Source organism: Streptomyces sp. NPDC029122 (assembly GCF_055569445.1).
In genome coordinates this window covers 1-21,695 of record NZ_JBVHWK010000004.1, presented here as the reverse complement: position 1 = coordinate 21,695, position 21,695 = coordinate 1, and the positions used below count along the sequence as shown (strand labels likewise).

22 protein-coding genes are annotated in these 21,695 nt (G+C 73.4%); 9 read left to right on the top strand and 13 right to left on the bottom strand.

Annotation, left to right across the window (positions count from 1 at the left end):
• Positions 1-62 precede the first annotated feature (62 nt).
• From ACZ4WZ_RS06675 to ACZ4WZ_RS06665, 3 genes are all read left to right on the top strand, one after another.
• Complete coding sequence (locus ACZ4WZ_RS06675; protein ID WP_467885979.1) at positions 63-1,085, top strand: NADP-dependent oxidoreductase; 1,023 nt, start codon at positions 63-65, stop codon at positions 1,083-1,085.
• A gap of 65 nt (positions 1,086-1,150) precedes the next feature.
• On the top strand, positions 1,151-1,576 hold the full coding sequence (locus ACZ4WZ_RS06670) for an organic hydroperoxide resistance protein (protein ID WP_467885976.1): 426 nt from the start codon (positions 1,151-1,153) through the stop codon (positions 1,574-1,576).
• A 76-nt stretch (positions 1,577-1,652) separates the two neighbouring features.
• The gene (locus ACZ4WZ_RS06665; protein WP_467885973.1) at positions 1,653-2,621 is read left to right on the top strand and encodes an EI24 domain-containing protein; all 969 of its coding nucleotides are present in this window, start codon (positions 1,653-1,655) and stop codon (positions 2,619-2,621) included.
• A 44-nt stretch (positions 2,622-2,665) separates the two neighbouring features.
• On the opposite strand, the gene ACZ4WZ_RS06660 is transcribed toward ACZ4WZ_RS06665, so the two are convergent.
• A complete protein-coding gene (locus tag ACZ4WZ_RS06660) occupies positions 2,666-3,559 on the bottom strand; it encodes an NAD(P)-dependent oxidoreductase (RefSeq protein WP_467885970.1) in 894 nt (297 codons plus the stop codon).
• A 98-nt stretch (positions 3,560-3,657) separates the two neighbouring features.
• On the opposite strand from ACZ4WZ_RS06660, the gene ACZ4WZ_RS06655 reads away from it, so the two are divergent.
• Positions 3,658-3,996, top strand: coding sequence for a winged helix-turn-helix transcriptional regulator (locus ACZ4WZ_RS06655; protein WP_467885968.1), 339 nt, complete (start codon positions 3,658-3,660; stop codon positions 3,994-3,996).
• A 53-nt stretch (positions 3,997-4,049) separates the two neighbouring features.
• Here the strand turns inward: ACZ4WZ_RS06655 and ACZ4WZ_RS06650 are convergent, their stop codons facing one another.
• From ACZ4WZ_RS06650 to ACZ4WZ_RS06640, 3 genes are read right to left on the bottom strand one after another with little or no spacing between them, the layout of a single operon-like run.
• Positions 4,050-4,763, bottom strand: a complete 714-nt coding sequence (locus ACZ4WZ_RS06650) for a carbon-nitrogen hydrolase family protein (protein ID WP_467885965.1) — start codon at positions 4,761-4,763, stop codon at positions 4,050-4,052.
• Positions 4,764-4,767: 4 nt separating this feature from the next.
• Entirely contained in the window at positions 4,768-6,075 is a 1,308-nt protein-coding gene (locus tag ACZ4WZ_RS06645) for a low temperature requirement protein A (RefSeq protein WP_467885963.1), read from the bottom strand.
• 54 nt (positions 6,076-6,129) lie between these two features.
• Positions 6,130-6,705, bottom strand: a complete 576-nt coding sequence (locus ACZ4WZ_RS06640) for a TetR/AcrR family transcriptional regulator (protein WP_467885961.1) — start codon at positions 6,703-6,705, stop codon at positions 6,130-6,132.
• A 103-nt stretch (positions 6,706-6,808) separates the two neighbouring features.
• Between ACZ4WZ_RS06640 and ACZ4WZ_RS06635 the strand changes: the two genes are divergently transcribed.
• A complete protein-coding gene (locus ACZ4WZ_RS06635) occupies positions 6,809-9,331 on the top strand; it encodes a beta-glucosidase (RefSeq protein ID WP_467885958.1) in 2,523 nt (840 codons plus the stop codon).
• Between the two features lie 100 nt (positions 9,332-9,431).
• On the opposite strand, the gene ACZ4WZ_RS06630 is transcribed toward ACZ4WZ_RS06635, so the two are convergent.
• Positions 9,432-10,319 carry an SGNH/GDSL hydrolase family protein gene (locus ACZ4WZ_RS06630; RefSeq protein ID WP_467885955.1) on the bottom strand — a complete coding sequence of 296 codons (888 nt, stop codon included), beginning with the start codon at positions 10,317-10,319 and terminating at the stop codon, positions 9,432-9,434.
• Between the two features lie 249 nt (positions 10,320-10,568).
• Here ACZ4WZ_RS06630 and ACZ4WZ_RS06625 point away from each other — a divergent pair, with 249 nt between their 5' ends.
• On the top strand, positions 10,569-11,063 hold the full coding sequence (locus ACZ4WZ_RS06625) for a DUF3145 domain-containing protein (protein WP_007263912.1): 495 nt from the start codon (positions 10,569-10,571) through the stop codon (positions 11,061-11,063).
• Between the two features lie 150 nt (positions 11,064-11,213).
• Here ACZ4WZ_RS06625 and fabF read toward each other — a convergent pair whose 3' ends face one another.
• The 5 genes from fabF to ACZ4WZ_RS06600 all read right to left on the bottom strand — a co-directional run bounded on the left by fabF (position 11,214) and on the right by ACZ4WZ_RS06600 (position 16,108).
• A complete protein-coding gene (gene fabF / locus ACZ4WZ_RS06620) occupies positions 11,214-12,479 on the bottom strand; it encodes a beta-ketoacyl-ACP synthase II (protein ID WP_467885951.1) in 1,266 nt (421 codons plus the stop codon).
• A 79-nt stretch (positions 12,480-12,558) separates the two neighbouring features.
• Positions 12,559-12,810 carry an acyl carrier protein gene (locus ACZ4WZ_RS06615; RefSeq protein WP_361604153.1) on the bottom strand — a complete coding sequence of 84 codons (252 nt, stop codon included), beginning with the start codon at positions 12,808-12,810 and terminating at the stop codon, positions 12,559-12,561.
• Positions 12,811-12,865: 55 nt separating this feature from the next.
• Positions 12,866-13,870: a ketoacyl-ACP synthase III gene (locus ACZ4WZ_RS06610; RefSeq protein WP_388939115.1), complete on the bottom strand. Its 1,005-nt coding sequence runs from the start codon at positions 13,868-13,870 to the stop codon at positions 12,866-12,868.
• A 19-nt stretch (positions 13,871-13,889) separates the two neighbouring features.
• The gene (locus ACZ4WZ_RS06605) at positions 13,890-14,807 is read right to left on the bottom strand and encodes an ACP S-malonyltransferase (protein ID WP_467885948.1); all 918 of its coding nucleotides are present in this window, start codon (positions 14,805-14,807) and stop codon (positions 13,890-13,892) included.
• Positions 14,808-14,896: 89 nt separating this feature from the next.
• On the bottom strand, positions 14,897-16,108 hold the full coding sequence (locus ACZ4WZ_RS06600) for a PucR family transcriptional regulator (RefSeq protein WP_467885946.1): 1,212 nt from the start codon (positions 16,106-16,108) through the stop codon (positions 14,897-14,899).
• Between the two features lie 80 nt (positions 16,109-16,188).
• On the opposite strand from ACZ4WZ_RS06600, the gene ACZ4WZ_RS06595 reads away from it, so the two are divergent.
• Positions 16,189-16,848 carry a pirin family protein gene (locus ACZ4WZ_RS06595; RefSeq protein WP_467885943.1) on the top strand — a complete coding sequence of 220 codons (660 nt, stop codon included), beginning with the start codon at positions 16,189-16,191 and terminating at the stop codon, positions 16,846-16,848.
• Between the two features lie 16 nt (positions 16,849-16,864).
• On the opposite strand, the gene ACZ4WZ_RS06590 is transcribed toward ACZ4WZ_RS06595, so the two are convergent.
• A complete protein-coding gene (locus ACZ4WZ_RS06590) occupies positions 16,865-17,683 on the bottom strand; it encodes a serine hydrolase domain-containing protein (protein WP_467886600.1) in 819 nt (272 codons plus the stop codon).
• A 60-nt stretch (positions 17,684-17,743) separates the two neighbouring features.
• On the opposite strand from ACZ4WZ_RS06590, the gene ACZ4WZ_RS06585 reads away from it, so the two are divergent.
• On the top strand, positions 17,744-18,166 hold the full coding sequence (locus tag ACZ4WZ_RS06585) for a MerR family transcriptional regulator (protein ID WP_467885941.1): 423 nt from the start codon (positions 17,744-17,746) through the stop codon (positions 18,164-18,166).
• Entirely contained in the window at positions 18,163-19,185 is a 1,023-nt protein-coding gene (locus ACZ4WZ_RS06580) for an aldo/keto reductase (protein ID WP_467885938.1), read from the top strand. The genes ACZ4WZ_RS06585 and ACZ4WZ_RS06580 overlap by 4 nt, the downstream gene beginning before the upstream one ends.
• A gap of 60 nt (positions 19,186-19,245) precedes the next feature.
• On the opposite strand, the gene ACZ4WZ_RS06575 is transcribed toward ACZ4WZ_RS06580, so the two are convergent.
• Entirely contained in the window at positions 19,246-20,100 is an 855-nt protein-coding gene (locus ACZ4WZ_RS06575) for a DUF4429 domain-containing protein (protein ID WP_467885935.1), read from the bottom strand.
• 95 nt (positions 20,101-20,195) lie between these two features.
• Positions 20,196-21,425, bottom strand: a complete 1,230-nt coding sequence (locus tag ACZ4WZ_RS06570) for an alpha/beta hydrolase (protein ID WP_467886599.1) — start codon at positions 21,423-21,425, stop codon at positions 20,196-20,198.
• Between the last annotated feature and the right edge of the window lie 270 nt (positions 21,426-21,695).

Here is a 21,695-nt window from a genome sequence, read left to right as displayed (position 1 = left end):
AATATCCAGGCGCATGGTTGTTTCACGTTCTGAAGTAAATCTTCGTTCCCCTGGAGTCCCTCATGTCTCAGATCCCCGCCGTCAGCCGCGAGTGGCACCTCGTCCGCCGCCCGCAGGGCTGGCCCGTGGCCGAGGACTTCGCCCTGCGCGAGGTGCCCGTCTCCGCCGAGCCCGCCCCCGGCCGGATCCTGGTCCGCAACCTGCACATGTCCGTGGACCCCTACATGCGCGGCCGGATGAACGACGCGAAGTCCTACATCCCGCCCTTCCAGCTCGACGAGCCGATGCAGGGCGGCGCCGTCGGCGAGGTCGTCGCCTCCAACGCCGAGGGCTTCCGGGCCGGCGACCACGTCCTGCACATGCTGGGCTGGCGCGAGTACGCCGAGGTGGACGCCGGGCAGGCCGTCAAGGTCGACGCCTCCCTCGCCCCGCTCTCCGCCTACCTCGGCGTCCTCGGCATGCCGGGCCTGACCGCCTACGCGGGCCTCTTCGAGGTCGCCTCCTTCAAGGAGGGCGACTCCGTCTTCGTATCCGGCGCGGCGGGCGCGGTCGGCAGCCTCGTCGGCCAGTTCGCGCGGATCAAGGGCGCCTCCCGGGTGATCGGCTCCGCCGGCTCGGACGAGAAGGTGACGCTGCTCACGGAGAAGTACGGCTTCGACGCCGCCTTCAACTACAAGAACGCCCCCGTCGCCGAGCAGCTGCCCGCGGCCGCCCCCGACGGCATCGACGTCTACTTCGACAACGTCGGCGGCGACCACCTCGAGGCCGCCGTGACCAGCATGAACGTCCACGGCCGCGCCACCCTCTGCGGCGCCATCGCGGGCTACAACGACACCGAGGCCGCCCCCGGCCCGCGCAACCTCATGATGGTCATCGGCAAGCGGCTGCGCCTCCAGGGCATCCTCGTCGGCGACCACTACGGACTGCAGCAGCAGTTCGTCAAGGACGTGGCCGGCTGGCTGGCCTCCGGGGAGCTCCGCTACGACGAGACGGTCGTCGAGGGCGTCGAGAACGCCACCGACGCCTTCCTCGGAATGCTGCGCGGAGAGAACACCGGCAAGATGATCGTTTCTTTCACCGGTTAGGCTCACTCCACGACCGTCGCGATCGTGGGCGCGCATCGCGGCGATTCATCTGGAGGAAGTTCTTCATGACCATCACGCAGACCGACGTCGCGTACACGGCCGTCGCCACCGCCGAGAACGGCCGTGACGGCCGCGTCGCCACCAACGACGGCCAGCTCGACGTCGTCGTGAACCCGCCGAAGGAGCTCGGCGGCAGCGGCGCCGGCACCAACCCGGAGCAGCTGTTCGCCGCCGGCTACAGCGCCTGCTTCCAGGGTGCCCTCAGCGTCGCCGCGCGCAACGAGAACCTCGACGTCACCGGCTCCACCGTGACCGCCGAGGTCGGCATCGGCAAGAACGACGACGGCTTCGGCATCATCGTCAAGCTCACGGCCTCGATCCCGACCGTGGACGCCGCGACCGCCAAGGACCTGGTCGAGAAGGCCGACCAGATCTGCCCGTACTCCAAGGCCACCCGCGGCAACATCACGGTCGAGCTGAACGTCGCCTGACCGCGTCGCACGCCTGGTGAGGGCCGCACCCCCCGGGGTGCGGCCTTCGCCGTACCCGGCCCCATAAACTGGCCCCATGCGTGATCTTGCGGGGGGTTTCCGGTACTTGCTGGCCGGACAGAGATGGGTGTTCCGGAACGGCCGCTGGCTGGGCTTCGGCCTGCTGCCGGGCCTCGTCGCGCTGGCGCTGTACGCGGCCGCGCTCGCCGGTCTCCTCTACGGCGCCGACGACTTCGTCGAGTGGGCCACGCCCTTCGCCTCGGACTGGTCCTCGCCCTGGCTGGGCCTGTTCCGCGGCTTCCTGACCGCCGTGGCCCTCTCCCTGGGGCTCTTCCTCTCGGTGATCACCTTCACCGCCGTGACCCTGCTGGTCGGGCAGCCCTTCTACGAGTCCCTCTCCGAGCAGGTCGACCGGACCGAGGGCGGGGAGGTCCCCGAATCGGGGCGCTCGTTCTGGGAGGACCTGTGGATCTCCGCCCGGGACAGCGTGCGGCTGCTGCTACGGGTGGTGCTGTACGGGATCCTGCTCTTCGCCCTCGGGTTCATCCCCGTCGTCGGGCAGACCGTGGTGCCGGTGATCGGGTTCTGCGTCTCCGGCTTCTTCCTCACCCAGGAGCTCACCTCCGTCGCCCTCCAGCGGCGCCGGGTGGACCTGGCGGAGCAGCTGGTCCTGCTGCGCGGGCGGCGGGCGCAGGCCCTGGGCTTCGGCGTGCCGCTCGTGCTGGCGTTCCTGATCCCGTTCGTCGCGGTCTTCCTGATGCCGGGCGCGGTGGCGGGGGCGACCCTGATGGCGCGGGAGCTGGTGGGCGCCGATTCCGCCGATTCCGCCGAGGACGGGGAGGAGGGCGACGGCGACCCGGGGCCCGGCACGGGCCCGGGGGCGCAGGGCCCGTACGGCCAGTCCCACGGCCAGGGGCCGTACAGCCCGGGACCCTACGGCCGGGGTCCCGGCCAGTCCTACCGGTCCCATGGCCAGGCGCCGAATCCCTACGGTCAGGCAGCCGGCCCCTACGGCCAGACCCCGAACCCCTACGCCCAGGGCTGACCGGGGGCCCGGTCCCCGCGAGGTGCCGCCGGCCCGACGCGCGGCTACCGCCGCCGCAGCAGGGTGAGGGCCGCGACGGTGTCCTCGCCGCCGTGGGCCGCCGGGTCGGCCTCCAGACGCTCGCGCATCAGGTCCAGGTACGGGCTGATCAGCTCGGCGCTGACCCCCTGGCCGGCGGCGGTGCGCAGCAGCGTGCCGCTGGCGGCGACCTGCATGGCCAGGCCGGACACCACCCCGCTGGTGAAGTCCCGCGAGGTCAGCCGCTCGGCGGCGTTGCCGACGAAGAAGCCCATCGCGCCCAGCCACTCGGACAGCAGCGGCGCCAGGTCCTTGGGGGCGATGCCCTCGCCCTCGATCAGCGCGTAGGCGTGCGAGATCCCCGCGAACATGCCGTACATCGCGCTGAGCAGCGCCACGTCGTGCAGCGCGGCGTGCCCCGGGTCCTCGCCGACGAAGCGGGCGCCGGCCGGAACCTCCAGGGCGGCCCGGTGGGTGTCGAAGAGGGCGCGGGAGCCGCTGTAGAAGACGTACCCCCCGGAACCGGGGGCGCCGATCATGTCCGGCGTCGCCATGATCCCGGCGTCCACGAAGCGGGCTCCGCGCTCCTGGGCCCAGGCGGCCCGCGCCCGGCCCTCGGCGGGGGTGCCGGTGGTGAGGTTGACCAGGTCCTTGCCGGCCAGGTCGACGCCGTCCAGGGCGGATCCGATGCTGGCGTCGTCCAGCAGGCAGAGCACGATGAGGGTGTTCGCGGCGACGGCCGCGGCCGGGCTCTCGGCGACGGCCGCCCCCTCGGGGGCCAGGGCGGCGGCCTTGGCGGCGGTGCGGTTCCAGACGGTCAGGGGATGCCCGGCGGCGAGCCAGGTGCGGGCGAGGGCGGTGCCCATGTCACCGAGTCCGAGCAGGGTGAGCGGACGCTTCGTCACATGTGTGTCGGTCATGCCGTTTAGCCTGGTGGCAGGCGGTGACGCGCTCAAGTACGCACTTCGGAGTGGGTGGTTACCCCGAGGTGAGCGAGCAGGTGGGAGGGGAGTACGTGATGGCGGTTACAGGACGGCCCGGGGCGGACCACTGCGGGATCGCCGCGGCGATGGCGGTGATCGAGGGCAAGTGGAAGGTCTCGCTCCTGTGGGAGCTGGAGCGTTGCCCGCGGCGCCGCTTCGGCGAGCTGCGGCGGCTCGTCCCGGGAGTGTCGGAGAAGGTGCTCGCGGCACAGCTGCGCGAGCTGGAGAACGACGGCATAGTCCGCCGGGAGGTGTACGACGAGGTCCCGCCGCGCGTGGAGTACTCCCTGACCCCGCTCGGCGAGGAGCTGAACGGGGCCCTGGAGGCCCTGGGGGAGTGGGGCGCCAAGCACCTCCTCCCGGACTCCGCCTGAGCCTGGGGGGAGAGAGACCGCCGGGCCGGTCGGGGAGACCGCCGGGCCGGTCGTCAGGCGGTCACCTCGACCGTGACCACGTCCGGGCCGCGGTCGTCGGCCTCGGCCAGCAGGGCGCCGTCCGGGGCCCATACCGCCGCGCCGCCGCAGCCCGTCCACGGGCCCGCCGGGCCGACGTGGTTGGCGAGGACCACGTACAGGCCGTGCTCCTTCGCGATTCCCGGGTACACGCTCGCCCGCTCGGTGATCCCGTCGCCCGTGCCGTACAGGGAGCTCGCCAGGTGCACCGCGCAGCCGTCGGCCGCGGCCCGGCCGGTCAGCTCCGGGAAGTGGTTGTCGAAGCAGACGCCCAGGGAGAAGCGGATGCCGCCGAGTTCGAAGCGGCCGTCGGCGGTGCCCGCGGCGAAGGCGCCCCGTTCGTGCTGGTAGAGGTGCTGCTTGGCGTACGTCGTCAGGTGCGCGCCGTCCGCGTCGTACACCAGCGTCGCGATGGCGGGCAGCGGCCCGCCGGTGCGCAGGGCGACGTTGACGGCCACCGCCGTGCCGGTGGAGCGCAGCCCGTCCAGGCGGGGGTCCTCGGCGTCGGCCAGCCACAGGCCGGGGTCTTCGGCGAGGGCCTCCAGCTCGTACCCGGTGAGCGTGAACTCCGGGAACACCACCAGCTCCGCGCCCTGCCCGCGCGCCCGGACGGCGAGGGCGGCGGCGGCCGCGGCGTTGGCGGTGACGTCGGCGGGGACGCAGGTCAGCTGGGCGGCGGCGATCTTCATGGGCTCAGGATGCCAGCCCCTCGGCCGCCTCCCCGCTCCGGCCGCCGGGGATCCGGTCCCGGCGGCGCACCAGGCCCAGTTCCACCAGGTTCAGGGCGGTGACCACGACGGTCAGCAGGGCGAGCGCCCCGAGGGAGGGCAGCAGCGCGGCCACCGGCAGCAGGGCCAGGACGGCCGCGGCGGCCGCCAGGCGGGTCACGGACCAGGAGCGGAACAGGTACCAGCGGGTGTAGCCGAAGGTGGCGAGGAAGAGGGCGCAGCCCCCGTGGAGGAGGGCGGCGACGCCGAGCGGGAGCCGCGTCCCGGGATGGGCGACGGCCTCGGCCATGCCGACGGCCACCCCGATGATCGAGGCGATCAGCGAGAGGTGCCCGTACGACAGGACCTGCCGGGCCACGTCCGCCCGTACGGCCGCCGTCTCCAGCCCGTGCCGGACGGCTCCGGCGGCGAGGTGGAAGTACACCCACCACAGACCGCAGACGAGGACGAAGGCCACGGCGACGGCCGCCAGGGAGCCGGTGCCCAGCTCGGGGGCGGCGGCGACCGGGGCGCCGACCGCGACGATCGACTCGCCCAGCGCGATCATCACGAACAGGCCGAACCGCTCGGCGAGGTGGCCCGGGTCGAGGTTCAGCCGGACCATGTTGGAGCGCGTCAGCCGGGGCGCGGCCAGGTCCACGGCGGCGGCCAGGGCCCACAGCGCGACGCGGAGTCCGCCGTCGAGGAAGGCGCCGGCCAGCAGCAGCGGTCCGCTGATCAGCACCGACAGGGTCACCGGGGTGGGCCTGAGGCGGCGGCTGCGGCCGTGCGCGAGCGCGGCGAGCACCAGGCGGGCGCAGAAGTAGGCGCCGGCGAGGAGGAGCCCGCGGTCCCCGAAGGCCTCCGGCAGGGCCAGGGCCATCAGCAGGCCGCACAGCCCGGCCGTGAAGAGGGCGATCCGGTTCAGCGGCCGGTCCGCGTCATGGGTGTTGGCGTGGACGGTGTTGCCCACCCACACCCAGTAGACGGGCACGAAGACGATCAGGGCGCGGCCGGTGCCGGCCCACCCGTGGTCGTGGTGCAGCACGGCGGAGACCTGGGTCACGGCGAAGACCAGCACCAGGTCGAAGAACAGCTCCGACCAGGCGACCTTCTTCTCCGGCCCCTCGTGCCCCAGAGGCCTCCGGGGCTTCTCCTGAGGCCCCTCGGGCTGCCCTCCGGCCGGTCTTCCGGCGGGGTGTCCGCCCGGTTCGCCGCCCGGTTCGCCAGCCGGTCCGCCGGCCGTCCCCCCGTCCGTCCCCCGTGCCGCGACGTCCGGCTCCAGCGACTCCATTTCGTGTCCCCCCACTCGAAGTTCGGGGAGAGGATGCCCGGCAGGACGGGGCGGCTATGCGCCCGGACCCCTCAGCAAGGTGAGGAAGGAGCGGAACGCGGCGGGCATGTCCACCGATTCCGGGGCGAGCAGCCACTGGTACTGGAGGCCGTCCATGACCGCCGTGAGCAGCGGAGCGGCCTCCTCCGGGGTGAGGCCGGAGGGGAGGCGCGCGCCGAACTCCGCGCGCAGCAGCGTGGCCATCTCCGCCCGCACCTGCGCGTACCGGTCGGTGAAGAAGTCGCGGGCCGGGTGGCCGTCGGTGACGCTCTCGCCGAGCAGCGCCGAGAAGGTCTGCACGATGCCGGGACGCATGGCGTTGTACTCCACCAGCGATTCCAGCAGGTCCAGGCGCCAGGCGTCGGCGGCCGCGCGGGAGCCGCCGCCGGTGTCCCAGCGGTCGCGCTCCTGCAGGACCGCGACCAGCAGGGCCTCCTTGGTGGGGAAGTAGTGCAGCAGTCCCTGCTGGGTCAGGCCCACGCGTTCGGCGACGGACGCCAGGGACGCGCCCCGGTAGCCGCGCTCGGCGATCACCTCGACCGCCGCGCGGACGATCTCGCCGCGCCGTTCCTCGCTCTTCGCTCTGGCCATCGCCCGGCGCCCCTTCCGCTCACACCTGCCAGCAGGACCGTACGGCATGATGAAATCACGAAAGGGTTACGACACCTACCGTCTCACAGGTACCGGGTCCACGATGGGGCCATCCGCACCGCACCCCCACGCACATCGACGAGGAGGCACGGCCGTGACCGATGCCGATCAGCTACGCGAGGACCGCGAAGGCCGCGACGACCGGGCCCGCGGGGACGCCGTGGAGGCCGCGCTGGGCAAGCTCGACCTCGACACCAAGGCCCGCCTGCTGGCCGGACAGGACATGTGGTCCCTGCCCGCCCTCCCCGGGATCGGACTCGGGTCCCTGGTCATGTCCGACGGACCCATCGGGGTCAGGGGCGTGCGCTGGACCGCCGACGACCCCTCGGTCGCGCTGCCCTGCCCGACCGCCCTCGCCGCCTCCTGGGACCCCGCCCTCGCCCGCCGCGCCGGCCGGCTCCTCGCCCAGGAGGCCCGCCGCAAGGGCGTGCACGTCCTCCTCGCGCCCACCGTCAACCTGCACCGCTCCCCGCTGGGAGGCCGCCACTTCGAGTGCTACTCCGAGGACCCGTACCTCACCGGCGTCATCGGCGGCGGCTACGTCAGCGGAGTCCAGGACGGCGGCGTCGCCACCACCGTCAAACACTTCGTCGGCAACGACGCCGAGACCGAGCGCTTCACCGTCGACAACGTCATCGCCGCGCGCCCGCTGCGCGAGGTCTACCTCGCGCCCTTCGAGGCCATCGTCCGCAACGCCCGCCCCTGGGGCGTCATGACCGCCTACAACCGCGTCAACGGCACCACCATGACCGAGCACCGGCGGCTGGTGAACGAGGTCCTGCGCGCCGAATGGGGCTTCGACGGCTGCAACGTCTCCGACTGGACGGCCGCCCGTTCCACCACGGGGTGTCTCCTCGGCGGCCTCGACGTCGCCATGCCCGGCCCCCGGACCGTCTACGGACCCGCCCTCGCCGAGGCCGTCCGCTCCGGGGAGGTCCCCGAGGCCGCCGTCGACGGGGCCGTGCGCAACGTCCTGCGCCTCGCCGCCCGCGTGGGCCTCCTGGAGGGCGCCCCCGCCGCCGTCGCCGAACCGCCCGCCCCGCTCGACGGGCGGGCGCTGGCCCGCGAGCTGGCCGCCCGCGGGGCCGTCCTCGTACGCAACGAAGCCGGCGCCCTGCCGCTGGACGCCGGCCCCGGCCGCACCGTCGCCCTGATCGGCGCCGCCGCCCGTGACGCCCGCGTCCTCGGCGGCGGATCCGCGACCGTCTTCCCCGAGCGGGTGGTGTCTCCGCTCGACGGGCTCACCGCCGCGCTGCCCGAAGGCGCCCTCACCTTCGCCGTCGGCGCCGACCCGAGCGACGAACTCGCCCCCGCCGGGAACGGCTTCGAGCTGCGCGCCGTCTGCCGGGACGCCTCCGGGGCCGTCATCGGCGAGGGCACCCTGCCGAGCGGTCAGGTCCAGTGGATCGGCGAGGACCTGCCCGAGGGGGCCTCCTACGAGACGATGGCCACCATCGAGGTCACCGGCACCTACGTGCCGCGCGAGAGCGGCGAGCACGCCTTCGGCACGCGCGGACTCGGCGCCTTCACCCTCGCCGTCGCCGGCCGCACCCTCTGGGAGGGCGTCCAGGAGATGGGCGACGAGACCGACCCCTTCGAAGCCTTCTCCGGAGCGCCCAGCGAGCGCGCCCGAGCCGTCCTCACCGAGGGCGAACCGGTCGAGGTGTCGCTGACCTACCGGGTCCCCGACATGAGCGCGCTGCCGCTGCGGGCGGTGATGTTCTCCCTGCTCCACCTCGGGCCGCGGCGCGACGCCGACGAGCTGATCGCCGAAGCGGTGGAGGCCGCGCGCGCCGCCGCCGCGGCCGTCGTGGTCGTCGCCACCACCGAGCGGGTGGAGTCCGAGGGCTTCGACCGCGCGGACCTCGCCCTGCCGGGCCGCCAGGACGACCTGGTGCGGGCCGTCGCCGCCGTCAACCCGAACACCGTGGTCGTGGTCAACGCGGGCTCCCCCGTCGAGCTGCCCTGGCGCGAGGACGTGGCCGCCGTGCTGCTGACCTGGTTCCCCGGGCAGGAGGGCGGGGCCGCGCTGGCGGACGTACTCCTCGGGGAGACCGAGCCCGGCGGGCGGCTGCCCACCACCTGGCCCGCCACCCTCGCCGACGCGCCCGTCACCGAGGTCGTTCCCGCCGACGGGCGGCTGGAGTACCGCGAGGGGCTGTTCATCGGCTACCGGGCGTACGAGGCCCGCGGGGTGACGCCCGCCTACCCCTTCGGGCACGGCCTGGGCTACACGGACTGGGCGTACGAGTCCCTGGAGGCGACCGCGGACCGGGTCCGGGTCCGTCTCACCAACACCGGGACCCGGCGGGGCCGCGAGGTGGTCCAGGTCTACCTGACGCCCCTCGCCGACCGGGACGGGCGCCCGGCGAGCCGGCTGGCAGGCTTCGCGGGCGTGGAGGCCGGGCCCGGCGAGAGCGTCGAGGCGGAGATCGAGCTGCCCGCCCGCGCCTTCGAGGTCTGGGACGAGGACGCGCACGGCTGGCGGCGGACCGGCGGCGCCTACGAGGTCCGCGCGGGCCGCTCGCACGCCGACACCCGGCTGACGGCGACCCTCGGCCCGTGACGGCGGGGCGGCGCGACACGCCGTAGCGCGGAATTGGCCGGAAAAGACCCGTGTACCGGGCCGGGAGCGGACCCCGAGACCGCCTCGGGCCCGGTGCGCGTCAACGTGGCGGCGCCGCCGCCGTCACCTGTCGGTGCGCGAGTTCCGCGAGCCGCGCCTGCCCGTCCCGGCCCGGGTGGAACCAGTCCCAGCGGCTCAGCTGGTCCGCCCCGAAGGGGTACTGGAAGACGGCGCCGCCGTCGTAGCGGCACAGCGCGTCCGTCGCGCACACCTCGCGCAGCACCTCGTTGTACTCGACCACCCGCGCCCGCACCTTCTCCCGGCGGGCGGTCGCCACCGCCGCGGCCGACAGCGGGTCGGCCAGCATGGACTGACAGATCCCCAGCTTCCAGACCTGCCGTACGACCGGGCTGTCCTTGCCCTGCTCCCACAGCCGCTGGAGGTCCGGCACGGAGGACACGTACACCTGCGAGTCCGGCGACGCGCTCCGCAGCTCCTTCAGGGCGCGCTCGAAGCCGGCGCGGAATTCCGCCACGGGGGTCATCGACGAAGCGGTGGGCCGGCAGGCGTCGTTCGAGCCGACCATGACCGTGACCAGGCCGGGCTTGTGCTGGGCCGCCAGGGCCACCTGTCCCTGAAGGTCCGCCATGCGCGAGCCGGTCACCGCGTAGTTCCAGCTGCGCGCGGGCACCTCGGCGTCGCCCAGCAGCCGGGCGGCCAGGGAACGGACGGCGGGATCGCTGCCGGTGGCCCAGGAGACCTCGGGGCAGTCGGCCAGCACCGAACAGGCGTCGAAACCGCGGGTGATGGAGTCCCCGACGGCGGCGACCGAGGCGGGCGCGGTGTTCCAGCGCGGCGCGGCCTGCGCCCCCCGTTCACCGCCGGCCGGCGGACCGCCGGAGTCACAGCCCGTGACCGTCGCGGCCAGGACGGCCACCGCCACGCCCGCGGACCGGCGTGCGCGACGGCGGGCGGCGGTGGAGCGCATGGGGTGGTCCTCCCTCGTCGCCCCCGGTCCTCCAGGGGGCGTCCTGCTGAGTGAATGCTCTGGGTTTACGGGCCTTGGAGCGACCGTACGTCACACCATGACCCTTGGCGCACGGTAGCTTTTTCCCGTGGTGTTTCGGCCGCAGGTGACGTAGCGCAATGTCAAATAATTTCCGTTACATTACATCACGTCACATACTGTCCGTTTTCTGGAGTTTATTCCCGACCTCGTCCCATACTGGAGGTCCAGGTGACGACACGTGGAGTCCTGTACGTGCATTCCGCACCGCGTGCGCTCTGCCCGCACGTGGAATGGGCCGTAGCGGGCGTGCTCGGGGTGCGGGTGAACCTCGACTGGATCAGGCAGCCCGCATCCCCCGGTACCTGGAGAGCCGAGTTCTCCTGGCAGGCAGAGGCGGGCACCGCCTCGAAACTAGCCTCCGCCCTGCGCGGCTGGCACCTGCTCCGCTTCGAGGTGACCGCCGAACCCTGCCCGACCGCCGAGGGCGAGCGCTACAGCTCGACCCCGGAGCTCGGCATCTACCACGCCGTCACCGGTATGCACGGCGACATCCTGATCCCCGAGGACCGGCTGCGCGCCGCGCTCGCCCGGTCCGCGCGCGGCGAGACCGACCTGGAGGCGGAGATCGCCAAACTGCTCGGCAAGCCCTGGGACGACGAACTGGAGCCCTTCCGCTACGCCGGCGAAGGCGCCCCGGTCCGCTGGCTCCACCAGGTGGTCTAGCCGCCCGGTACGACGAAGGCCCACCCGGCGTCCGGGTGGGCCTTCGTCGTACCGGTTGCGGTGTTCGAGACGACGAACACCGCAACCGTCAATTGAGCAGCCAGAACGGCGAGCAACCACGTCCGCGAGGGCGGCGCCGGTTAAGGCGCGCTAAACAGTGCGGAACGCCAGCGAGACGTTGTGGCCGCCGAAGCCGAAGGAGTTGTTGATCGCGGAGATCGGGCCGTCGACCGGCAGCTTGCGGGGCTCGCCGCGCACGATGTCCGCGTCGATGTCCTCGTCCAGCTCGTCGACGTTGATCGTCGGCGGGGCGATCCGGTGGTACAGCGCCAGCACGGTCGCGACGGTCTCGATACCGCCCGCGCCGCCCAGCAGGTGACCGGTCATCGACTTCGTCGCCGAGATCGCGATGTGGTCGAGGTCGTCGCCCAGGACCTTGCGCAGCGCCTTCAGCTCCGCCGTGTCACCCTGCGGCGTGGAGGTGGCGTGCGCGTTGACGTGGACCAGCTCGGCCGGGTCCAGCTGCGTGTTGTCGAGCAGGTTCTGCACGGCGGCCGCGACACCGCGGCCCGTCGGCTCCGGCTGCGCGATGTGGTGGCTGTCCGCGGACAGACCCTGGCCCAGCACCTCGCAGTAGACGCGGGCGCCGCGCTTGGCGGCGTGCTCGGCGGACTCCAGGACCACGACACCGGCGCCCTCGCCGAGGACGAAGCCGTCGCGGGCCTTGTCGTACGGGCGGGAGGCCGTGGTCGGGCTCTCGTTGTTCTTGGACATCGCCATCATGTTGGCGAACGCCGCGATCGGCAGCGGGTGGATCGCCGCCTCGGTGCCGCCGGCGACGACGACGTCGGCACGGCCGGTACGGATCATCTCCACGGCGTAGCCGATGGCCTCGGCGCCGGACGCGCACGCGCTGACCGGGGTGTGCACACCGGCGCGGGCGTTGACCTCGAGGCCGACGTTGGCCGAGGGGCCGTTCGGCATGAGCATGGGAACGGTGTGCGGGGAGACCCGGCGCACACCCTTCTCCTTGAGTACGTCGTACTGGTCGAGCAGGGTGGTGACACCGCCGATGCCGGAGGCGATCACGGTACCCAGACGCTCGGGGACCACGGCCCCGTCCTCGCCGGCCGGGGCGGTGTAACCCGCGTCGGCCCAGGCTTCACGGGCCGCGATGAGGGCGAACTGCGCCGAGCGGTCGAGCTTGCGGGCCAGCGGGCGGGGGAGTACCTCGCTCGGGTCCACGGCGGCCTGGGCGGCGATCCGGACCGGCAGTTCGGCGAAGCGCTCACCCTCCAGGGGCGAGACGCCGGACCGGCCGGCGAGCAGACCTTCCCAGGTCGAAGCGCTGTCGCCACCCAGCGGAGTGGTTGCGCCGATACCGGTGACGACCACGGTGCGATTGGTCGGGCTCACAGGAATTCTTTCTCCACGTCTAAGGGGGTGCTGAATTGTCACGGCGCCACCGCCAGGTGGCGACAAACGCTCGTCAGGCTCAGGCGGCCTGGTGCTTCAGGATGTAGTCGGCGGCGTCGCCGACCGTCTTGAGGTTCTTGACGTCCTCGTCGGGGATCTTCACGTCGAAGCGCTCTTCAGCGGCGACGACGACCTCGACCATGGACAGCGAGTCGACGTCCAGGTCGTCGGTGAAGGACTTGCCGATCTCGACGTCCTCGACCGGGATGCCCGCGATCTCGTTGACGATCTCCGCGAGACCCTCGACGATTTCGTCCTGCGTGGCGGCCATGTGGCGCTCCTTCTGTAGCTAACTGGTGGATCAGGGCGGGAAGTGATCCCGGGCCCTAGGGGAGGGTAACGACCGTCGCGGCGTAGACGAGCCCCGCCCCGAAGCCGATGACGAGCGCGGTGTCGCCGCTCTTCGCCGCTCCGGTCGCCAGGAGCCGCTCCATGGCGAGCGGGATCGAGGCGGCCGACGTGTTGCCGGTGGTTTCCACGTCACGGGCGACCGTGACGTGCTCCGGCAGCTTGAGAGTCTTCACCATCGAGTCGATGATCCGCATGTTGGCCTGGTGCGGAATGAAGACGTCCAGGTCATCCGGGGTGATCCCGGCCGCGTCGAGCGCCTGCTGGGCCACCTTGGCCATCTCGAAGACGGCCCAGCGGAAGACCGCCTGGCCCTCCTGCGTGATGGCCGGGAACTTCTCGCCGCCGTCCTTGCCGAGGTATTCGTCCCACGGCACGGTCTGCTTGATGGTCTCGGACTTGTCGCCCTCCGAACCCCACACCGTGGGGCCGATGGCCGGCTCGTCCGAGGGGCCGACGATCACGGCACCGGCGCCGTCGCCGAACAGGAAGGCCGTCGCGCGGTCCTCCAGGTCGGTCAGGTCCGAGAGCCGCTCCACGCCGATGACGAGCACGTACTCGGCGGAACCCTCCACCACCATGCCCTTGGCGAGCGTGAGGCCGTAGCCGAAACCGGCGCAACCCGCCGAGATGTCGAACGCGGCCGGCTTGCCCGCGCCGATCCGGTGCGCGATCTCCGTCGCGATGGCCGGGGTCTGCTTGAAGTGCGAGACCGTCGAGACGATCACCGCACCGATCTGCTCGGGGGCGACACCGGCGTCGGCGAGCGCCTTGCCGGAAGCCTCCACCGACATCGCGGCGACGGTCTCCTGGGGCGAGGCCCAGTGCCGGGACGCGATGCCGGAGCGGGAGCGGATCCACTCGTCGGAGGAGTCGATCGTCTCGAGGATGACCTCGTTGGGCACCACACGGGTCGGGCGGTAACCGCCGACACCGAGGATGCGGGCGTACGGGGAGCCCTTGGCCGGCTTGATCTTTGACATGCTGTGTGGGCTCCTTCTCTCAGGCCGTCTGCTCGGCGACGAGCGCCGCGGCCTTGTCGAGATCGTCCGGCGTCTTCAGCGCCACGCTGGGCACGCCCTTGAGCGCGCGCTTGGCCAGACCCGTCAGGGTGCCGCCGGGGGACAGCTCGATGATCCCGGTGACGCCCAGTTCGGCGAACGTCTCCATGCACAGGTCCCAGCGGACCGGGTTCGCGACCTGGCCCACGAGACGGGCGACGACGTCGGCGCCCGAGGAGACGACGAGGCCGTCCTTGTTGGAAACGTACTTCAGCGCCGGGTCGGCCGGAGCGAGCGCCTCGGCGGCCTTCTCCAGGGTGGCGACCGCGGGAGCCATGTGGTGCGTGTGGAAGGCGCCCGCGACCTTGAGGGCGACGACCTTCATGGAGCCTTCGGGCTTGTCGGCCTCCAGGGCGGCGATCTGCTCCATGGTGCCGGCGGCCACGATCTGGCCCGCGCCGTTGATGTTGGCCGGGGTCAGGCCCAGCTTCTCCAGGTGCGCGACGACCACGTCACGGTCGCCGCCCAGCACCGCGGCCATGCCCGTCTCGGTGACGGCGGCGGCCTCGGCCATGCCCAGACCGCGGGTACGGACGAAGGACAGTGCGTCGCCCTCGCTCAGTACACCGGCGACGGCGGCGGCGGTGATCTCACCGACGCTGTGGCCCGCGACGGCACCGAAGGCCGTCGGCGAACCGAGCGCGGAAGCGGACAGCAGCCCGGCCGCGACCAGCAGCGGCTGGGCCACCGCGGTGTCGCGGATCTCGTCCGCGTCGGCGTTCGTGCCGTAGTGGGCGAGGTCGAGCCCGATGGCGTCGGACCACCCCGCGACGCGCTCGGCGGCGCCGGGGAGTTCGAGCCAGGGAGTCAGGAAGCCGGGCGTCTGAGCGCCTTGGCCGGGAGCGACGAGTACGAGCACCCTCACACTCTCTCTTGTGGATGGTCTCCGCCGCCCGTGGGGACAGGGACGAAGAACGGTCGGGGTAATTGTTGATGTCCGACAAAAGTCTAGGACTGTTGATCTCCGTCGGCCAGACGCCCCAGGATCAGGGCGATTCGCAGCGTGAACGCCGAACGGACGTCCGAGGGTGACCAGCCGGTGACGTCGGTCACACGTCGGAGCCGGTAGCGCACCGTGTTGGGATGCACGAACAGCATCCGCGCGGCCCCCTCCAGGCTGCTGGCCTGCTCCAGATAGACACTCAGCGTTTCCAGCAGCGCCGAGCCCGCTTCCTCAAGCGGTCTGTAGATCTCCTCCACCAGCTGCTCCCTGGCCGAGGGATCCGAGGCGATCGCGCGCTCGGGCAGGAGATCGTCCGCCAGGACCGGGCGCGGCGCGTCCTGCCAGGCCGTGCAGGCCTTCAGGCCGGCCGCGGCGGCCTGCGCGGACTTCGTCGCGTTCAGCAGGTCCGGGACCACCGGCCCCGCCACCACGGGACCGGCCGCGAACGGCCCGATCAGGGACTTCGCCACCTGCATCGGGTTGTCGCTGCCGCCCGCGATCACCACCAGGCGGTCGCCGAGCACCCCGGTCAGCACCTGGAGCTTGTGGTGGCGGGCCGCACGGCGGATCGCCTCCACCGTCAGCTCGCTGTCCCCCTCCGGGGCGGTGCCCAGGACCACGCAGACGTGCTCCGGGGAGTTCCAGCCGAGCGCGGCCGCCCGGGACAGCGCGCCCTCGTCGGCCTCGCCCGACAGCACGGCGTTCACGACCAGGGACTCCAGCCGGGCGTCCCACGCGCCGCGCGCCTCGGCGGCCTGGGCGTAGACCTGGGCCGTCGCGAAGGCGATCTCCCTGGCGTACACGAGCAGCGCCTCGCGCAGGATCGACTCGTCGCCCGGGGCCGCCACCTCGTCGATCGCGGCCTCCATGACCTCGATCGTCGTACGGACCATCTCGACGGTCTGGCGCAGGGTGATCGCCCGGGTCAGCTCGCGCGGAGCGGTCCCGAAGACGTCGGTGGAGATGGCCTGCGGGGTCTCCGGGTGCCGGAACCACTCCGTGAAGGCCGCGATGCCGGCCTGTGCGACCAGACCGATCCACGACCGGTTCTCCGGAGGCATCGCCCGGTACCAGGGCAGGTTCTCGTCCATCCGCGCGATGGCGTCGGCGGCGAGCCGGCCGGACGACTTCTCCAGTCGGCGCAGCGTCGCGGTGTGCGGGTGGACCGGATGCGCGGGACGCATCTCGGGGGGCTGCTCACGTTCGGGTTGGGGCACGGGACAAGACTGCCTTATCGGCGGCCCGCCTCGGACTCGGGTCCGCACGCCGCCCCCCGGCGGCGGCTACGGTGGCCCGCATGATCGATGTACGCCGCGCCGCCGACCGGTACGCGGGAGGGGATCCGGCCGCCGGGATCACCACCCGCCACGCCTTCTCCTTCGGGTCCTTCTACGACCCCGACAACATCCGCTTCGGTCCGGTGCTGGCCTGCAACGAGGAGAGCCTCGCGCCCGGCGCCGGCTTCGACGAGCACCCGCACAGCCACACCGAGATCGTCACCTGGGTGGTGGAGGGCGAGCTCACCCACCAGGACAGCACCGGCGGGCACACCGGCACGGTCCGGCCCGGGGACGTCCAGCGGCTCGGCGCCGGCTCCGGGGCGCGGCACGTGGAGCGCAACGACGGCCCGGTCCCGCTGCGGTTCGTGCAGATGTGGCTCGCGCCGCTGACCGCGGGCGGGGAGCCCGCGTACGAGGTGGTACGGGGCCTCGCGGACGGCACCCCGTACGAGGTCCCCGAGGCGGGCGCGGTGCTGCACGTCCGGCGGCCGGGCGCGGGCGAGCGGGTCCCCGTACCGGCGGCGGAGCGGGTCTACCTGCACGTGGTGCGCGGAGACCTGCGGCTCGACGGGCAGGAGCTGGGCCCCGGGGACTCGGCGCGGATCACCGGCGAGAAGGGCCTGGAGATCACCGCCGGGTCCCCGGGCGAACTGTTGATCTGGGAACTGCCCGCATAGCCGTCGCCGACATCCCCTAGCGGCCGCGCAGCTCCGCGAGGACCGCGTCGGTGAAGGGGGTCCAGGCCTCCACGGCCCAGGGGCCGAAGGCCCGGTCGGTCAGCGCCACGCAGGCGGCGCGCACGTCGGGGTCCACCCACAGGAAGGTGCCGGACTGGCCGAAGTGGCCGAAGGCGCGCGGGGAGGACGTCAGGCCCGTCCAGTGCGGGGACTTGCCGTCGCGGATCTCCAGGCCGAGGCCCCAGTCGTTGGGGGACTGGTGCCCGTAGCCCGGCAGGACGCCCTTGAGACCGGGGTGCACCACGGAGGTGGCCTCGGCGACGGTGCGGACGTCGAGCAGCCGGGGCGCCTGGAGTTCGGCGGCGAAGCGCACCAGGTCGGCGACCGTGGAGACGCCGTCCTTGGCGGGGGAGCCCTCCAGGCTGGAGGAAGCCATGCCCAGCGGCTCGAAGACGGCCTGGTGCAGGTACTCGGCGAAGGGGATCCCCGTCGCCTTGGCGAGGTGGTCGCCGAGCACCTCGAAACCGGCGTTGGAGTACAGCCGGCGCTCCCCGGGCGGGGCCGTCACCCGGTGCTCGTCGAAGGCCAGGCCGCTGGTGTGCGCGAGCAGGTGACGGACCGTCGACCCCTCGGGCCCGGCCGGATCGTCCAGTTCCAGGGCCCCCTCCTCGTACGCGACGAGGACGGCGTACGCGGTGAGCGGCTTGGTGACCGAGGCGAGCGGGAAGCGCCGGGCCGTGTCCCCGTGGGAGCCGGCCAGGCTCCCGTCGGCGCGTACGACTGCCGCCGCGGCGGCGGGTACCGGCCAGGTCTCGATGGCCCGCAGGCTCTGCATGGTCTCCATGCCGCCGAGCCTACTTGCTTGGAGTGCGCTCCAGGGTTTTAGCGTAGGGCCATGAGCCTGACGGAGACGCGGTACACGATCAGCGAGGTCGAGGCACGGACCGGGCTGACCCAGCACACGCTGCGCTGGTACGAGCGGATCGGCCTGATGCCGCACGTGGACCGCTCCCACTCGGGGCAGCGGCGGTTCACCGACAAGGACCTCGGCTGGCTGGCCTTCGTGGGCAAGCTGCGGGCCACCGGGATGTCGGTGGCGGACATGGTCCGCTACGCCGAACTCGTCCGCGAGGGGGAGCACACCGTCGACGAGCGCCGCGAGCTGCTGGAGCGGACGCGCCGCGAGGTGCGGGCGCGGCTCGCGGAGCTGACGGACGCACTCGGCGTACTCGACGTGAAGATCAACATGTACGGGATGAGAGCGACGGGCACCCCGGCGGCGGGCGCCGAAGCGGTCGCCGGGAAGGCACGGTCATGACGGAGCACGGCACCCCGATCGCGCGGGCCGAACTGGGCCGGGGCGGACCGGTCGTCGGCGTCCAGGGCCTCGGCTGCATGGGCATGAGCGAGTTCTACGGCGAGACCGACGAGACGGCCGCCCGCGAGACCCTGGACGCGGCGCTGGCCGCCGGGGTCACCCTCTTCGACACGGCGGACGTCTACGGGCGCGGCGCGAACGAGGAGTTCCTGGCGCCCTTCGTGGCGGCCCACCGGGACGAGATCATCCTGGCGACCAAGTTCGCCATCGAGCGCAACGACGACCCGCTGTACCGGGGCGTCCGCAACGACCGCGCGTACGTCCGGCAGGCGGTCGAGGACAGCCTGCGGCGGCTCGGCGTCGAGGTGATCGACCTGTACTACATGCACCGGCGCGACCCGGACGTGCCGTTCGCCGAGTCGGTGGGCACCATGGCCGAGCTGGTGCGGGAGGGGAAGGTGCGCCACCTCGGCCTCAGCGAGGTCACCGGGCCCGAGCTGCGCGAGGCGTACGCGGTGCACCCGATCGCGGCGGTCCAGTCGGAGTGGTCGCTGTTCAGCCGGGACGTGGAGCGCAGCGCGGTGGGCGCGGCGGCCGAGCTGGGCGTGGCCTTCGTGCCGTACTCCCCGCTCGGGCGCGGCTTCCTGACGGGGGCCTTCGCGGACGCGGCGGCGGAGCTGCCGGCCGACGACTTCCGGCAGCGCCAGCCCCGCTTCACCGGCGAGAACGCCAGGGCCAACGCGGCCCTGCTGGCTCCGGTCCGGGAGATCGCGGCGGCGCGCGGGGTCACGGCGGCGCAGGTCGCGCTGGCGTGGGTGCAGCAGCGGGCGGCGGTGCACGGCCTGACGGTGGTCCCGATTCCCGGCACCCGCAAGCCGGGCCGGCTGCGGGAGAACACCGCCGCGACCCGGATCACCCTGACCGGGGCGGAGCTGGCCCTGCTGGAGCCGTTGGCCGGCCGGGTCGCCGGCGCGCGCTACCCGGACATGGCCTTCACCTCGGACTCCCGCGAGGCGTAGGCCGGACCCTCGGCCCGTGCCGGGGTGGCCCGTGCGCCGGTGGCCCCGTGCGCCGGCGGCTCACGCCCCGGCGGCGAAACGGTCCCGCAGCATCGCGTACTCGGCGTCCGTGAGCAGGCCCGTGCTGTGCAGCTCGCTCAGGTGCGTCAGCCGGTCGTCGGACGCCCGGGCGTGCGGGACCGAGGCCACGGGGGTCCGTTCGCGCAGCGCGGCGAGCACGGCGGCCGCGAACGGCAGGGACTCGTGCACCGCCCCGTACCCGACCCCGAACACCGCGGCCGCGAGGTCGTGGTCCGGCGGGCCGGGGTCTCCGGCGGCGTCCCGGGGCCGCAGCCGCAGGTACCCGCCGCCGGGGCGGTCCGGGGAGGCCCACTCGACGCCGGCCAGGCCGGCCAGCGCGAAACGCTGGTCGCCGGCCCGCCACTTGGCGCTGCTGGCACCCGTGCGCGACCAGTGGAAGGTGACCGCCGAGCCGTCGAAGCCCACCCGGGCGTCGTACGCCTTCAGGTGGACCGGCGGCTGCGGCACCTCGACGAGGAAGCGGTCGGCCGGTTCGGCGGAGCCGGGTCCCAGCCGCTCGCGCAGCGCGTCGGCGAAGGCCACGGCCTGCGGCGCCCGGTCCCCGGGCAGCACGAGGCGGTACGGGTCGCAGCCCTCCTTCAGCTGCCCGGCGGCAGCCTCCATCAGCGGATCGGCGCCCGCGCGCGGATCGGCGCGCAGCACCACCGTGTCCCGCCGGCCCATCGCCCCGGCGGCGGCGCTCACGTTCACCCCGGACAACGCTTCCAGGGGGATCCGGCGCTCGCCCAGTGCGTGCCAGAGCCGTGGAGTTCGCATCCCCCGTGCGAAGCGGATGAGCACCGAGTCCGAGTCGAACTCCCAGACGGCATGATTTCCGGCCAGTACGTCACCCATGCGGCACATCGTAAAGGGACGTGCCCCCGCGCGTCCCCCTCGTCTTCCGGCCCGATTTTCGACTTGCTACGGGTACGCGGCGGGGGAGGGCCCCGTCAGTCACCGTCCGTGCCGGAAATTCCGAGCCGGCAGTCGTCGCCGCCGTTCGCGCACGCGACGGAACCGAAGGCGCCGGTTCCGATCTTGGCGAAGTTGTCCAGGGAGGCCGTGCCTGGCTCGAAATAACCGGTGTGGCTCCCGGCCCCCTCCGAGGACAGCAGCCGTGAGCCGAATTCCGGGGCCACCGGGTCCGCGCCGTGGCCCACCCCGCCGACCTCCACGTGCGGTACGCCGGAAATCCAGTCGCCCTCGTCGCGCATCGCCCAGACCCGCGCGGAGGTGTGCAGCGCGGCGGCGTTCTCGGCGCGCATGCCGGGGCTGCCCGCCACCACCAGGTCGGTCACCCGGTCCGGCAGCCGGCGCGCGGCCACCCCGCACACCACCGACCCGTAGCTGTGGCAGAACAGGGCCACGCTCGCGTCCCCGGGCAGGGCGGCCGCCAGGGACTCCAGGCGTACGGCGCCCTGCACGGCGAGCCTGCCGGTGGCGGCGTCCACGCCGACCCCGGTGGGGGCGGTGTAGCCGGCCCAGGCGATGACGGCGGTACGGCGGGCCGGCGCGGTCGCGAGCTCGGCCTCGTACAGGGAGCGCGCCATGCCGGCGGGAGCGGTGAGGCGGCGCTGGGAGCGCTCGAAGGTGAGCGCGTCGGTGTCGACGCCGGGGACGACCACCGAGACCCGCCGGGCCGCCGCGAGGTCGCCGAAGACCTCGGCCACCAGGCCGCTGCCGGTGGGGTCGAAGACCAGGATCTGCCGGCCGGGTTCGGCGAGGGACTCGAAGCGGTGGGCGCGCCGGACGGCGGTGCCGCGGTCGGCGGGGGTCAGCGCGACGTCCCGGCCGCGGGCCCGCTCCAGCCGCGCGGCCTGCGCCAGGGCGCGGCGGTTGGCCCGGTAGCGGATCTCGGCGGGCACCCCGTCGAGGTTGCCGACCACGAGCGGGTAGCCGTCGGCGAGGTGGGCCCGCTGGGCGCCGTCGAGGCCGGCGAAGAAGCGGGCGACCGTCCGTACGGGGGCGTCGGCGGGCGGCACGGCCTGCCCTGCCACCCGGACCGAGGCCCACGCGACGAGCTCGGCGGCCCGTGCCTGGATCCCGGTGTCGGGGCGGTGCACGGCGGTCCAGCCGGTGGTCGCCAGCATCAGGAACACGACCGCGAGCGCGAGCAGGGTGCGCAGGGCGGCGGGGCGCGCGGGGGCGTCCGGGGTGGTGGGGGCGGGGCGGCCGGGCAGGTTCACTGGAGCCAGACTAGGAGACCGCTGGAGGCTGCGGCGTCCCGCGTGACCGGGCTCACGGCCGGTCGTGGTACACATCTCCCCGCCGATCACGCTCGGTTGCCGCCGCGGGCTCCCCGTTCGGGCCCGGGCGGGGGTGCCGCCGGAGAGCCCGGTGCCGGCCGTACGGCGTGTCGTCGAAGTGGGGGGGGGGGGGGGGGGGGGGGGGGGGGGGGGGGGGGGGGGGGGGGGGGGGGGGCGACGGAGAGGGGAGGGGGGGGGGAGGGG

Excerpts from the sequence above, each read along its gene's own strand:
- ACZ4WZ_RS06615 (WP_361604153.1), bottom strand. The coding sequence starts at position 12,810 with ATGGCCGCCACGCAGGACGAAATCGTCGAGGGTCTCGCGGAGATCGTC.
- ACZ4WZ_RS06660 (WP_467885970.1), bottom strand. The coding sequence starts at position 3,559 with ATGACCGACACACATGTGACGAAGCGTCCGCTCACCCTGCTCGGACTC.
- ACZ4WZ_RS06595 (WP_467885943.1), top strand. The coding sequence starts at position 16,189 with ATGATCGATGTACGCCGCGCCGCCGACCGGTACGCGGGAGGGGATCCG.
- ACZ4WZ_RS06670 (WP_467885976.1), top strand. The coding sequence starts at position 1,151 with ATGACCATCACGCAGACCGACGTCGCGTACACGGCCGTCGCCACCGCC.
- ACZ4WZ_RS06665 (WP_467885973.1), top strand. The coding sequence starts at position 1,653 with ATGCGTGATCTTGCGGGGGGTTTCCGGTACTTGCTGGCCGGACAGAGA.
- ACZ4WZ_RS06580 (WP_467885938.1), top strand. The coding sequence starts at position 18,163 with ATGACGGAGCACGGCACCCCGATCGCGCGGGCCGAACTGGGCCGGGGC.
- ACZ4WZ_RS06590 (WP_467886600.1), bottom strand. The coding sequence starts at position 17,683 with ATGCAGAGCCTGCGGGCCATCGAGACCTGGCCGGTACCCGCCGCCGCG.
- ACZ4WZ_RS06640 (WP_467885961.1), bottom strand. The coding sequence starts at position 6,705 with ATGGCCAGAGCGAAGAGCGAGGAACGGCGCGGCGAGATCGTCCGCGCG.
- ACZ4WZ_RS06585 (WP_467885941.1), top strand. The coding sequence starts at position 17,744 with ATGAGCCTGACGGAGACGCGGTACACGATCAGCGAGGTCGAGGCACGG.
- ACZ4WZ_RS06630 (WP_467885955.1), bottom strand. The coding sequence starts at position 10,319 with ATGCGCTCCACCGCCGCCCGCCGTCGCGCACGCCGGTCCGCGGGCGTG.
- ACZ4WZ_RS06645 (WP_467885963.1), bottom strand. The coding sequence starts at position 6,075 with ATGGAGTCGCTGGAGCCGGACGTCGCGGCACGGGGGACGGACGGGGGG.
- ACZ4WZ_RS06610 (WP_388939115.1), bottom strand. The coding sequence starts at position 13,870 with ATGTCAAAGATCAAGCCGGCCAAGGGCTCCCCGTACGCCCGCATCCTC.
- ACZ4WZ_RS06655 (WP_467885968.1), top strand. The coding sequence starts at position 3,658 with ATGGCGGTTACAGGACGGCCCGGGGCGGACCACTGCGGGATCGCCGCG.
- ACZ4WZ_RS06635 (WP_467885958.1), top strand. The coding sequence starts at position 6,809 with ATGGGGCCATCCGCACCGCACCCCCACGCACATCGACGAGGAGGCACG.
- ACZ4WZ_RS06575 (WP_467885935.1), bottom strand. The coding sequence starts at position 20,100 with ATGGGTGACGTACTGGCCGGAAATCATGCCGTCTGGGAGTTCGACTCG.
- ACZ4WZ_RS06650 (WP_467885965.1), bottom strand. The coding sequence starts at position 4,763 with ATGAAGATCGCCGCCGCCCAGCTGACCTGCGTCCCCGCCGACGTCACC.
- ACZ4WZ_RS06675 (WP_467885979.1), top strand. The coding sequence starts at position 63 with ATGTCTCAGATCCCCGCCGTCAGCCGCGAGTGGCACCTCGTCCGCCGC.